We start from the raw sequence: 12,004 nt of genomic DNA on the forward strand, positions 1-12,004 counted from the left end.
TCATGAAGATCACCATCGAGAAAAGCCTCGATCTGCCGCTGAGCCCGACGCTCGCCTGGGCCATGCTGCAGGACATGGAGGGGGTGGCCGCCTGCCTGCCCGGAGCGAAGATCACCGAACGGGTGGACGAGACCCATTACAAGGGCACCGTCTCGGTCAAGCTCGGCCCCGCGACCGTGAGCTTCAAGGGCAATATCGAAATCGCGGACAGTGATCCGGCGGCGCGGACGCTGCATATCGTCGGCACCGGATCGGAGACGACCGGCACCTCCGGCGCCTCCCTCGATCTCCATGCGGCGGTCATAGCGGCGGAGGGCGGCGGATCGCGATTGAGCGGCGTTTCTGACGTGACGGTCACCGGCAAGGTCGCGACCTTCGGGGCAAGGCTGATGAACAGCGTCTCGGAAGTCCTGCTGCAGAAATTCTTCGCCAATCTGGCGGCGCGTGCGGCGGCCATCGAGGCGGCGCAGCCCGCAAGCGCACCGTCCGAGGCGGTCGGCGCCGCCCCGGTCGCGATGCCGGCGCCCGCACCGGTGGAGGCGTCCGAGACGAAGCTGAATGCCCTGTCCCTGATCTGGGCGGTGATCAAGGATTTCGTCGCGAGCTTGTTCCGCCGCTCGAAGGCGACATGACCGCGGGGGCTGATGCCGGCCAGGCCAGCCGGATGGCCGCCATTGGCGCGATGCAACGGCGGCTGGAAGCGGCCGGCTATATCTGCGAGCGCGATCTGGCGGCCACCCTCCTGCTGATGGGCGAATTGCATCGCCCGCTTCTGGTGGAGGGCGATCCCGGCGTCGGGAAAACCGAAATCGCCAAGGCACTCGCGAAAACCCATGAGACGACACTGATCCGCCTGCAATGCTTCGAAGGGCTGGACATCCACCACGCGCTCTATGAGTGGAACTATCAGCGCCAGCTTCTGGCCATCCGCATGGCGGAGGCCGCGGGCGGCGGCGGGCTTGACGAGGAAGCCCTGTTTTCCGGTGCCTACCTGCTCAAGCGTCCCTTGCTGGAGGCGCTGCTGCACGCAACCCCTGCCGTACTTCTGATCGACGAGATTGACCGGGCCGATGAAGCTTTCGAGGCGTTTCTTCTCGAAGTGCTCTCGGATTATCAGGTGAGTGTGCCCGAGATGGGTACCATTCGCGCGGCGAGCATCCCGCTCGTTGTTCTGACATCGAATGCGACGCGCGAGCTGTCGGACGCGCTGCGCAGGCGTTGCCTCTACTATTATCTTGCCAGCCCCAGCTTCGCGAAGGAACTGGCCATCCTGCAGCTGCGCCTGCCCGGCCTGCCGGACCGACTGGGCCGGCAGATCGTCGAATTCACCCAGGCCCTGCGCCAGCTGGGCCTCAAGAAACAGCCCGGCATAGCCGAAACGCTGGATTGGGCGGCGGCCCTTCTCGGCCTTGGCATCACCGTTCTCGACGAGGCGGGGCCGGAGGGCATCCGGGATACGCTCGCCGCGCTCGTCAAGACGCGGGAAGACCTGCAAGTGCTGGAGCCAGTCGCCCTCGCGCGGCTACTGGCGCTGGCAGGATAGGCAGGCGCCATGCTGCCCCAAGCCACCCCACCGGGCGCCATTGCCACCATCCGCATCGCAGGCTTCGTCGCCACATTGCGGGAAAACGGGTTTCTGATCGGCATTCAGGAACAGGCGGATGCGCTCCGTCTCGCCGAGACGGTGGGGGTCACCGAGAAGCAGCCGCTGCGCTGGGGATGGCGCAGCCTGCTCTGCACCCGGGCCGCGGATTGGACACGCTTTGACGACATTTTCGATAGTTACTGGATGCCGCCCAACAAACAGGCCCTGGTGGAAACCCGCGCCGGTGGCGCGGGCCTGATGTCCTTGACCGGCGAGGCCGGACCCGCCGCGGGCCGGGCCGGGCCCGTTCTGCAGCATGATGAAGCGGAGGAGGATAGCGGCCTTTCCGGGGACACCGCGCAGGACGGGGCAAGCGCCGAGGCCACGGCCGAGGGCGCCGATTTCCGGTCCCTGACCGATCGGCTGCAGACCTATGCGATCGAGGCCGCCATCCGCCGCTTCGCCCGCCGCCTCAAGCGGTTGCGGACGCGGCGGGAGCAAGCTGCGGCCCGTGGCGCCCGGATCGACCTGCGGCAGACGCTGCGCCGCTCCATCGGCACGGGCGGGTCCCCGCACAAGCTCCGCTTCCGGGTGGCGCGCCGGGTGCGGCCGCGCCTCGTGTTGCTGCTCGACGTCAGCCGTTCGATGTCCCTCACCAGCTTCTTCTATCTGCGCGTCGCGCGCGCGCTGGCGCTTGAACTCGGCGACGTGCATGTCTTCCTCTTCCACACCCACTTGACCCATGTCTCCGAGGCACTGAAGGATGCGGACCCCTGGCGCGCGCAGGAGCGGCTGCAATTGCTTTCGGCAGGCTGGGCCGGCGGCACGCGCATCGGCGACTGTCTCGCGGAGTTCAACCGCCTCCATGCCGGGCGCCTGCTGCATGCCCGCGCCTGCGTGATCATCGCGAGCGACGGCTATGACACCGGGCCCGCGGGGGTGCTGGCAGCCGAAATGGCGGCCCTCGCGCGGCGCGCCCGGCGTATCGTCTGGTTCAACCCGGCGAAGGCAGATCCGCGCTACGCGCCGCTTGCCCGCGGCATGCGGGAGGCGCTGCCCTTCATCGATCTCTTCACTCCGGCGAATTCACTCGCGCGCCTGGAAGCGGCCTTCACCCAGGTGCTGGAGGTGCTATGACGAACGCGTCAGACGTCACCGCGCTGGTCACCGCTCTCACTCGGGAGCAGCAGCCCTTTGCGGTTGCAACTGTGGTGCGCACCCTGTCGGCCACCGCCGCCAAGGCCGGTGCCAAGGCCGTGATCCTGGCCGACGGCAGCATGGGTGCGGGCTGGATCGGCGGCGGCTGCGTGCGGGGCGCGGTGTTGCGGGCAGCCCGCTCGGCAATGGCGGACGGGCAGCCACGATTGATCTCGGTGCAGCCGGAAAGCACACTCGCGGCGCATCACCTGGCGTCTGGTGAAGAGCGCGACGGCATTCACTTCGCCCGCAACGCCTGTGCCAGCCAAGGCGTGATGGACGTCTTCGTGGAACCCGTTCTCCCATCTCCACGCCTGCGCATTTTTGGCCAGTCGCCCGTGGCGACCGTCCTCGCCCGTCTCGCCCCGGACTTCGGCTTCGCCGTGGAGCGCGATGCGACCGGGCCGGCGGACCCGCGCCCCGATCCAGCCGGCTTTGTGGTGGTGGCGACCCAGGGCCGTGGCGATGCCGAGGCGCTGCGGGCGGCACTCACCCTGCAGGCACCCTATACCGCCTTCGTCGGCTCCCCCCGCAAGGTCGAGACACTCAAGCAGGCGCTGCGGGCCGCCGATTACCCGGCTGGGCAGCTGGACAGGCTGCATGGGCCCGCTGGGCTCGACATCGGCGCCGTGACCCCCGAGGAAATTGCTCTCTCAATCCTGGCCGAGATGATCCGTGACAGACGCCAAAGACGATCAGTGACAGAGGACCCCGTGCATGAGTGATGTGGAGGACGTGCTGGGCCAAGTCCATGCCTGGCGCGAGGCTGGCGAGCGCGTAGCACTCGCGACCGTCGTCGCCACCTGGGGCAGTTCCCCCCGCCCCGTCGGCAGCCAAATGGCAATCACTGGCTCCGGCCGCATGGTGGGCTCGGTCAGCGGCGGTTGCGTCGAAAGCGCAGTCATGGCCGCCGCCATGGTGACGCTCGACGAGCATCTGCCGCAACTGCTCGACTACGGGGTGTCGAGCGAAAGGGCCTGGGAAGTGGGCCTCGCCTGCGGCGGCCAGTTGCAGGTCTTCGTCGAAGAAGTGGAATGACGCCGGAACTTCGCATCGCGCTCATGCGCGCCCGCACCGAAAGGCGCCCTGTGGTGCTGGCAACCGATCTGGCCAGCGGCCGACAGCTGCTCTGGCCGGGCCCGGATGTACCGGAGGCACTGGCGGAAGCCGCCAGGGAGGCACTCGCGGCCGACAGGAGCGCTACCATCGAGCAGGAGGGCGCACGCTGGTTCCTGCATGTCCATGCCCTGCCGCTGCGGCTGTTCCTGATCGGCGCCGTCCATATCGCGCAGGGTCTGGCGCCCTTCGCCGAAACCCTGGGCTTTCAGACGATCGTGATCGACCCGCGCCCTTCGCTCGCGACACCGGAACGTTTTCCCGGCATCACGCTCATGCCGGACTGGCCGGACGAGGCGCTCGATCGCGCATCGCTGGATGGCCGCAGCGCCGTCGTGGCGCTGACGCATGATCCGAAACTGGATGATCCGGCCCTCGACCGCGCTCTGCGCTCGGACGCGTTCTATATCGGCGCACTCGGGTCCCGCCGCTCGCATACGGCGCGGCTGGAGCGGCTCGCCGAGTTCGGCCATGGACCGGAGAGTCTCAGCCGCATCAAGGGCCCGGTCGGGCTGCCGCTCGCGGCCGTCACCGCGGCCGAAATCGCGCTCTCGATCGCGGCCGAGATCGTCGCTGTCCGGCGCGGCAGCAGTCTCAGCTGGGCGCGGCGCTAGTCGAATCGTCCGATAGGCGTGTGGTATGACAGCGCAGTATCGACGACGACGGTCCAGGAGAGTCGGCATGGACGAAACAGAGATCAGAGCGGCGCTGAATCACCACTGGGCCGCCTCGGATGCGGACGACTTCGATGGCGAGCACGAGATTTACCGGGACGACGCGGTGCTCGAATATCCTCAATCGGGTGAACGCATCCACGGGCGGCGGAACATTCAAGCCTCCCGCACCGCGCAACCGAACCGCAAGCGCTTCACAGTGCGGCGGATCATCGGCGCGGGCGGGCTCTGGGTCACCGAATATGTCCTGACCTATGACGGCCAACCATCTTACACCGTGAGCATCATGGAATTCCTGGATGGGAAGGTGGCCCGAGAGACCCAGTATTTCGGCGATCCGTTCGAGCCGGGGCCGTCGCGCGCGCAATGGGTCGAGCAGATGCCTTGAAACCTGACCGACGCGCGGCCGGCCCTCTGCCGATCGCCCGTGCGGTGCTTCCGGTGGATACGATCGCTCTCGCCCGCACTCTCATCGGCAAGATCCTGGTGCGGGAGCTCCCCGAAGGCGTCGTCAGCGGCCGGATCGTCGAGACCGAGGCCTATATCGTGGGCGACGCCGCCGGGCATGCCTATCGGGGCATGACCCCGCGCAACCGCTCGCTCTTTCTCGAGCGCGGGCACGCCTATGTCTATCTCGCCTACGGTATCTCCTTCATGCTGAACGTCTCGGGCGATGTGGAGGGCGTGGGCGCCGGCGTTCTCATCCGGGCGCTCGAGCCCCTCACCGGCATCGCCATCATGCAACTCAATCGCGGGGTCGGGCGTTTACGTGACCTGGCGCGCGGACCCGGAAGGCTCGCGATGGCACTGCGGATCAATCGGCGGCTCGATGGGCTGGACCTCTGCCGGCAAGGCCCGCTATGGCTCGCTGAGGATGACCACAAAACCGGCGAGATCGGCGAGAGCATCAGGATCGGCATTACGAAAGACGCGCACCGCTTGTTGCGCTTCTACCTTCGGGACAGTCCCTTCGTCAGCGGTCCCAGATCGCTCAATGGGTAGAAACCCACAGAGATGCTATTCTGGACATTAGCTCTGGGAAGAGGTTGCAGGACATGGCGAAGAAAAAAATAGGCACCGTCCGGATCGGCGTCGGCGGCTGGACCTATGAGCCGTGGCGCGGAACCTTCTACCCCGACACGCTGCCGCAAAAGCGCGAGCTGGAATATGCCGCCAGCCAACTGACCACGATCGAGATCAACGGCACCTACTATGGCTCGCAGAAACCCGAGAGCTTTCGCAAATGGCATGATGAGACGCCGGAGGATTTCGTCTTTTCCCTGAAAGCCTCGCGCTATTCCACCAATCGCCGCGTGCTCGCCGAGGCGGGACAGTCGATTGAGCGCTTCTTCACGAGCGGCGTGCTGGAGCTGAAGGACAAACTCGGCCCCATCAACTGGCAATTCATGGCGACGAAGCAATTCGACCCCGCCGATTTCGAGGCCTTTCTGAAACTGCTGCCCAAGAGCGTGGAGGGCCGCACGATCCGCCATGTGGTGGAAGTCCGGCACGAAAGCTTCCGCAACCCAGACTTCGTGGCCTTGCTGCGGAACTATGGGGTTGCGGCCGTGGTAGCGGGCGATTCGGAGTTTCCCCAGATCGCCGACATCACCGCGCCCTTCGTCTATGCCCGCATCATGGGCACCGAGGAGACACACCCGCTCGGCTATGCGGACAAGGCGCTCGACCTCTGGGCGAGCCGGGCGAAACAATGGGCGGCGGGAGAGACGCCGAAGGGCTTGGAAAGCGTGGCGCCGCTGAAGGCGGACGGAAAGCCCCGGGATGTCTTTCTCTACGTCATCAGCGGCCACAAACTGCGCAACCCGGCAGCTGCCCGGGCGCTGATCGAGCGGGTTGATGGCGGAGCAGGCGGACGATGACCTGTTCACCGCCCCCCTGCGCTGGCAGAAATCCGCCGTGATGCACTTGTGAAACGCCCCGGCAAGCGCCGGGACCAGTTTGCCGGTCGCATTCTCCCTTTCGACCCGCAAGCCGGTCTGGCACAGAACCGTATCGTCGTCACCGCCAACGAGCGGGATTCTAGCTGGCAGCACCCGCGCGTGCGGCAACCTTTTTGTACCATTGGCTGGTGGCTTCATTCCCGTCGGGAATGCCGAGGTCGAGTGCTTTCGTTGCAAAGTCGATCGCCACCAGGGCGGTGATGTCGGCAGCGCTGAAATGGTCCCCGGCGACAAAGGGGACAGTGGCAAGGCGCGCGTCCAGATCGGCATAAAAGTCCAGAATGCGCCGACGGCCGCGCTCCACGAGTGCCGGGATCTGCTCGTAATCATGCGCGCCGGCAATGGCGCGCCCCTTGAGACCGGGGATCTTGTTGCGCACGGTCTCCATCACCGCGGCAAAACCCTCGAGCTCCATGCGGCGCTCCCACATCGTGACCAGCGCCTTGTCCTTGGGCGTCGTGCCCAGCAGCGGCGTATTGGGATAGGCTTCCTCCAGATAGCGGAAGATCGCCGGCACCTCGCCGATCGCCGTGCCGTCTCCCAGCACCAATGTCGGCACAACCTGGCGTGGGTTGATCCTGATATAAGCCTCGGAAAACTGCTCTTTCGCACCGAGATCAACGGGAATGCGTAAAACGCAGATGCCCTTCTCCGCCAGGAAAATGCGAACACGACGCGAATTCGGCGAGCCGCTTGATTCGTAGAGCTTCAGTTGATCGGCTGACATGACGGTCCCTTTCGGAAGGCATTGCGCGAAAGGGCCGGGATTTTGCGCGGCCCGGCCCAGATTTCAGCCCAGCGTTCAGCCTGCGGACTTGCCGCCGTCGACGGTCAGGATATGGCCGGTAACGAAGCTCGCCGCGTCGGATGCGATGTACAGAATGGCCTTCGCCACCTCCTCAGGCTCGCCGATGCGCTTCTGCGCATTGAGGGTCGCGAGAAAAGCCTTGCCCTCCGCCCCGCCGGTGAAACGGTCGAGCATACCGGTCTGGATCGGGCCAGGTGCGACGGCATTGACCCGCACGCCGCGTGTGCCGACCTCAAGCGCCACGGATTTCGTCAGCCCCTCGACCGCATGCTTGCTCGCGGCATAGATCGAGGCGCCGGCGCCGCCCTCATGACCGTAGGTCGACGAGATATTGACGATGCTACCCTTACCCTGCGCCTGCATGACCCTCAGTTCATGCTTCATGCTCAGGACGGTGCCGAGGACGTTGGTATCGAAGGTCGCCGCATAGCTCTCCGGGGTCTGCTCCACCGCAGGGCCGGGCTTGCCTTCGGTTCCGGCTGCGTTGACTGCGATGTCGAGGCGGCCGAAGCGCTTGACGGCGGCATCGACAAGCGCGCGGACGTCCTCTTCATGGCGCACATCGGCGCGGATGAACTCGGCCTCCGCACCGGCATCGCGCAGCTCAGCGACGAGGCTGGCTCCGGCATCATCATGGCGGCCGGAGACAACAAGCTTCGCTCCCTCCTTGGCATAGGCGACAGCGGTGATGCGGGCGATGCCTGTCAAGGCGCCGGTAATCAGAACGACGGGCGTATTCATATTTCTTCCTTTCCTGTGGCCTGATTATCCATGCTCGCTGTGTCTGGACACGAGCGAGACTTCTTCGGCCTCGGAAAGGGTCTAGGCCTGCCCTTCGCATCCGAAAAAGACTTTGTTTCTCTGTCTCCATGCCTCTAAAGTATAGCTTATGGAGCTCCGCCATCTTCGCTACTTCATCGCCGTCGCCGAAGAGGGCAGCCTGACGGTCGCGGCCGACAAGCGGCTGCACACCGCCCAGCCGTCACTGAGCCGGCAAATGCGCGATCTCGAAGCCGAACTCGGCTGCAGCTTGATGACGCGGGGTGTGAGGGGCGTGGAGCTGACGGCGGCCGGGCGCGTCTTTCTCGATCATGCCCGCCTGGTCCTCGTTCAGGTAGAAGGGGCCATCGCCGCGACACGGCGCGCCGCGGTCCCCGCCAAGGCGTCCTTCGTCCTCGGCTTTCTCACCGGTTATGAGTTCGAATGGCTGACAGCGGTGATGGGCATCATGCGCGCCGAACTGCCCAATACGGAGGTCGTCATCCTCAGCCTCTCATCGCCCGATCTCGCGGATGGGCTGATGCGCGGCAAGATCGATCTCGCCTTCCTTCGCCATGAACGGAACACGACCGGGCTGGTCTTCACGCGGTTGATTGACGAGCCCCTCATCGTGCTCATGCCGGCCGACCATCGCCTGACCGCGCAGGACGCGATCACGCCCCAGGATATCGCCGGTGAAGAACTCGTGGGCGTCCCTCATGACAAATCACCCGCCTTGCGCTCGGTAACCGATGCCTATGGCGCGCGGATCGGCCTCGATCTCACTCCCGACCACTATGTCGACAATCTCTCGATGGCGATGTCGCTCGTCGCTTCGACCCGTGGCATCGCGCTGATGCCGCTCTACGCAAGAAACCTGCTTCCGCCCACGGTCGTCAGTCGGCCGCTCGCGGGCGTTCCACCGATGATTGACCTGTCTCTCGGCTACAACGAGGCCAATACCTCGCAGCTGTTGCAAAGCATCGTGGCGAGAATCGGCGATCTCAAGTTTGCGCGGTAATGCACCTTGACGGAGCTGCCGCCGAGCTCGCCACACCCTGCGGTCGCGCCTTGCCGAAGTACATCAGCTCCCAGATCGCGTGATCTTCGAAGATCTCGACCCTCGCATCCCCGTCGAATTTCTCGATCGTGACCTTGCCGGTGAAGCGATGATAAGCGCCGTCAAAGCCGATCAGCCGGGCGATGATGCGCTTTAGCAACGGCGCGCGGTCGGTCAAAATGGCTTGCAGGATGGTCTTCCGACGCTCGAATGAAACGACATAGCGTGTATCGGCAGCGCGATAGGTGTAGCGGGTCACGTCCGCGACCGGCTTGCCGGTCTTGCTGTCGGTCTCGACGCGCTCGGTATCAAAGGTGACCTTGGTTTCATCGTCGGCGATGATCTGGCCGTCCTTCGCCAACATATAGACAATCTGCGTTTCATAGTCATATGCGGCGGTGGCCGTGATATAGGATGCGATGACCGTGTAGGGTCCGACGCTGGCTCGCGCCCAATACCAGTTGTGCATGAGCGTCTGCATGGGCACGTCGCCCCAATTGTGATCGTGATACCCGCTGCCAGAGGCACGATACTCCTCATTGCCGATCTTGTAGCGGACGTCCGCCGTGCCGTGTGGCACCGAGGGTAGCCAGGCAAAAAGCCTTTCGCGCGACTCAGTGCCAAAATAGAGATGACCAGACTTGGGACGCCAGGCGCGGACCTCTCCCGTCAGGTCGATATCGATCGATATTTCCTCAATGGTCGCGGTGATGTGGTAGCGATGAAGATCGCCGACAAAGCGATTTTCATCGATTCTGACGTCGCAACTCGATTTCGATGCGCGGAAGCTTTCTGGCTTTGTATCAAGAAACTTCTCGAATGTGCGACCATCCGGCAGCGTCATGTTGATGGTGACCCTTGGTGCAAGAGGGCGGTTTGGGCTGACATTGGGCTTGGTGTAGAAAACCACGACGACAGTCGCGCCATTGTCCAGATGGGCATCGAAATACCACCATTCGTAGCAGCCCTTTTCCGAGCCGATGCGCTGACCGTCCTCGGATTGCACAATAGAGACCGGGTCGATGCCAAGCCGCGCGTAATCGGTCGGACGCCCGGCCAGACGAAAGTGAGGATTCTTGTTGCGGTCCATCGTCGTCTCTTTAGTGACAGTTGCGGTATCAGGCCGACAGGCCAAGCTGCTTGCGGTATTTCGGCACCAGCATGGTCTCGGCCTTTGCTTTCCGAATCAGCCAGGACAACCGGAGACTGCCGACCGGCGGAGCAAAAATCACGCCCGCCCGACTCCCTAACGTGACCGCCATCAAGAGGTTTGCGGTCTTCGCCTTGTAAATCCTGGACGGCGCCCGCCCCGAGGCGATCGCGCGAATATTCGCTTCCGCCACGTCGAGTTGTCCGGCGATATGCATCGCCATCTTATTTTCCTTGAGATCGGTTATGTCGCCAAGAGCGAACACAGTCTTCTCGCCCGCGACCAAGAGTTCCGGCGTCACCCTGACGCGCCCCTCGGTATCGAGGCGATCGGAGAAATGGGTGCGCAAATACTCGGTATTGGGGCGGCCGCCGATGCAGCACAGCATAACGTCATAGGTGATGTGCTTGCCTGAGGCAGTGCGGATCTCGCCCGGCTCTGCCGTGTAGCCGTCCGGCGGCAACGGGGTCTCGATCCGTTCGCCGGTCAGCAATCTCACGCCGCGCTCGGTTAGAAATTCCGTGGCATGGGCAGCGGCCGATTGTCCTGTCCCGGCCAGGATGCGCGGGCCGGACTGAATGATCGTCACGGAGCGTCCAGGCCAGGTCTCGACGATCTCGCCCGCCACCTCGACACCCACCGGACCGCCACCGACGATCAGGATGCGCCGAGCGGCGGCAAGCGACGACCTCAGCCGATAAAAGCTCACCTTGCGCTGTTTGATCGAACCGCTGGATGGTCGAATGAAGGAACCCGGGAAGCGGCTGCCCGTCGCCAGCACGGTAATCTCGGCCGTCATCATCCTCTGGCTGCCGTCATCACCCGCAACCTGCCCTCCGGCGGGGCTCAACTCGACGAGACGCCCACGGACGTGTCGCGCTTTCGGCAGGGCTTCGGCAATCGGCACGATGGCCTTTTCCGCGTATCGGGGCTGAACCATCAGCCGGGGAATCGCCATCGGCACTTCGAAATAATCCGTCGGTGCGATGACCGTCACGTCAAAATCGCCGGAAAGACGGCTCGCGAGCATGGCACCCGCCATTCCGGTTCCGTAAATTGCAATCTTGCGTTTCATTCTCTGCGTCGCTTTCAAGCGTGGGACCGCACCTCCAATTGCTGCTTTCCGATCCATCGTGATAGTCTATATTTATCGATATTGATCATCGTACGGATATATAGATGCTCGACGGTGTCACGCTTGATCAGTTCCGCACCTTCGTCGCTGCTGCTGACGAGGGGAGTTTTTCGGCGGCTGGCCGGCGCCTCAGCCGCGCTCAATCCGTCGTCAGCCAGACACTGGCCAATATGGAAGGGCAGTTGGGCGTCAAGCTTTTCGACAGGACAAAACGCATCCCGGTTCTCACTCAGGCCGGCCGGGCACTGCTACCCGATGCGAGGGCGGTCACCGGCGCTGTCGACTCTTTCAAGGCGCGGGCGCGCGGATTGGCCGGGGGCTTGGAGGCCGAGCTTCCGGTCGTCGTGGATGTCATGCTGCCCACCCCCGTCCTGACGCAAGCGATGGCCGAATTTTCGCTCCACTTTCCAGACGTTCCCCTGCGCCTCTATGTCGAAGCGCTCGGCGCCGTTCTCAAAATGGTCATCGAGGGAACTTGCGCGTTCGGGATCGTCGGAACCTTACCCGATGTGCCGGAGGACGTCGTTCGGGAGCATTTGATGGAAGTGCAGATCGTGCC

Annotated in this window: 15 protein-coding genes; 11 read left to right on the plus strand and 4 right to left on the minus strand. The window is 64.2% G+C overall.

The genetic code is table 11. The annotated features are described in order from the left end of the window. Positions 1 to 2 precede the first annotated feature (2 nt). The 9 genes from VL752_RS06480 to VL752_RS06520 all read left to right on the plus strand — a co-directional run bounded on the left by VL752_RS06480 (position 3) and on the right by VL752_RS06520 (position 6,452). Complete coding sequence (locus VL752_RS06480; RefSeq protein ID WP_325353333.1) at positions 3 to 632, plus strand: CoxG family protein; 630 nt, start codon at positions 3 to 5, stop codon at positions 630 to 632. After that, the gene (locus VL752_RS06485; protein WP_325353335.1) at positions 629 to 1,543 is read left to right on the plus strand and encodes an AAA family ATPase; all 915 of its coding nucleotides are present in this window, start codon (positions 629 to 631) and stop codon (positions 1,541 to 1,543) included. The genes VL752_RS06480 and VL752_RS06485 overlap by 4 nt, the downstream gene beginning before the upstream one ends. A 9-nt stretch (positions 1,544 to 1,552) precedes the next feature. Beyond that, positions 1,553 to 2,722, plus strand: a complete 1,170-nt coding sequence (locus tag VL752_RS06490; protein WP_325353337.1) for a vWA domain-containing protein — start codon at positions 1,553 to 1,555, stop codon at positions 2,720 to 2,722. Then, positions 2,719 to 3,507 carry an XdhC family protein gene (locus VL752_RS06495; protein WP_325353339.1) on the plus strand — a complete coding sequence of 263 codons (789 nt, stop codon included), beginning with the start codon at positions 2,719 to 2,721 and terminating at the stop codon, positions 3,505 to 3,507. Before VL752_RS06490 ends, VL752_RS06495 begins: the two co-directional genes overlap by 4 nt. Continuing rightward, positions 3,500 to 3,820 (plus strand): XdhC family protein, encoded by a 321-nt coding sequence (locus tag VL752_RS06500; RefSeq protein WP_325353341.1) that lies wholly within the window; start codon positions 3,500 to 3,502, stop codon positions 3,818 to 3,820. The genes VL752_RS06495 and VL752_RS06500 overlap by 8 nt, the downstream gene beginning before the upstream one ends. After that, the gene (locus VL752_RS06505; protein ID WP_325353343.1) at positions 3,817 to 4,512 is read left to right on the plus strand and encodes an XdhC family protein; all 696 of its coding nucleotides are present in this window, start codon (positions 3,817 to 3,819) and stop codon (positions 4,510 to 4,512) included. The genes VL752_RS06500 and VL752_RS06505 overlap by 4 nt, the downstream gene beginning before the upstream one ends. Before the next feature lie 67 nt (positions 4,513 to 4,579). Beyond that, on the plus strand, positions 4,580 to 4,960 hold the full coding sequence (locus tag VL752_RS06510; RefSeq protein ID WP_325353345.1) for a nuclear transport factor 2 family protein: 381 nt from the start codon (positions 4,580 to 4,582) through the stop codon (positions 4,958 to 4,960). Beyond that, positions 4,957 to 5,574 (plus strand): DNA-3-methyladenine glycosylase, encoded by a 618-nt coding sequence (locus VL752_RS06515; protein WP_325353347.1) that lies wholly within the window; start codon positions 4,957 to 4,959, stop codon positions 5,572 to 5,574. The genes VL752_RS06510 and VL752_RS06515 overlap by 4 nt, the downstream gene beginning before the upstream one ends. Positions 5,575 to 5,627: 53 nt before the next feature. Next, positions 5,628 to 6,452 (plus strand): DUF72 domain-containing protein, encoded by an 825-nt coding sequence (locus tag VL752_RS06520; RefSeq protein ID WP_325353349.1) that lies wholly within the window; start codon positions 5,628 to 5,630, stop codon positions 6,450 to 6,452. Positions 6,453 to 6,612: 160 nt separating this feature from the next. Here VL752_RS06520 and VL752_RS06525 read toward each other — a convergent pair whose 3' ends face one another. Together VL752_RS06525 and VL752_RS06530 are read right to left on the minus strand one after the other, a co-directional pair. Further along, the gene (locus VL752_RS06525) at positions 6,613 to 7,260 is read right to left on the minus strand and encodes a glutathione S-transferase family protein (RefSeq protein WP_325353351.1); all 648 of its coding nucleotides are present in this window, start codon (positions 7,258 to 7,260) and stop codon (positions 6,613 to 6,615) included. Positions 7,261 to 7,335: 75 nt separating this feature from the next. Further along, complete coding sequence (locus VL752_RS06530) at positions 7,336 to 8,082, minus strand: SDR family NAD(P)-dependent oxidoreductase (RefSeq protein WP_325353353.1); 747 nt, start codon at positions 8,080 to 8,082, stop codon at positions 7,336 to 7,338. Positions 8,083 to 8,230: 148 nt separating this feature from the next. Here VL752_RS06530 and VL752_RS06535 point away from each other — a divergent pair, with 148 nt between their 5' ends. Further along, on the plus strand, positions 8,231 to 9,121 hold the full coding sequence (locus VL752_RS06535) for a LysR family transcriptional regulator (RefSeq protein WP_325353355.1): 891 nt from the start codon (positions 8,231 to 8,233) through the stop codon (positions 9,119 to 9,121). On the opposite strand, the gene VL752_RS06540 is transcribed toward VL752_RS06535, so the two are convergent. Continuing rightward, positions 9,105 to 10,250: a hypothetical protein gene (locus VL752_RS06540; RefSeq protein ID WP_325353357.1), complete on the minus strand. Its 1,146-nt coding sequence runs from the start codon at positions 10,248 to 10,250 to the stop codon at positions 9,105 to 9,107. The genes VL752_RS06535 and VL752_RS06540 overlap by 17 nt on opposite strands. A 28-nt stretch (positions 10,251 to 10,278) precedes the next feature. Further along, positions 10,279 to 11,385, minus strand: coding sequence for an FAD-dependent oxidoreductase (locus VL752_RS06545; RefSeq protein ID WP_325353359.1), 1,107 nt, complete (start codon positions 11,383 to 11,385; stop codon positions 10,279 to 10,281). Positions 11,386 to 11,489: 104 nt separating this feature from the next. Between VL752_RS06545 and VL752_RS06550 the strand changes: the two genes are divergently transcribed. After that, a partial coding sequence (locus tag VL752_RS06550; protein ID WP_325353361.1) for a LysR family transcriptional regulator occupies positions 11,490 to 12,004 on the plus strand: 515 nt, incomplete at its 3' end.

This window comes from Acidisoma sp., from assembly GCF_035492295.1.
Classification (GTDB): Bacteria; Pseudomonadota; Alphaproteobacteria; order Acetobacterales; family Acetobacteraceae; genus Acidisoma.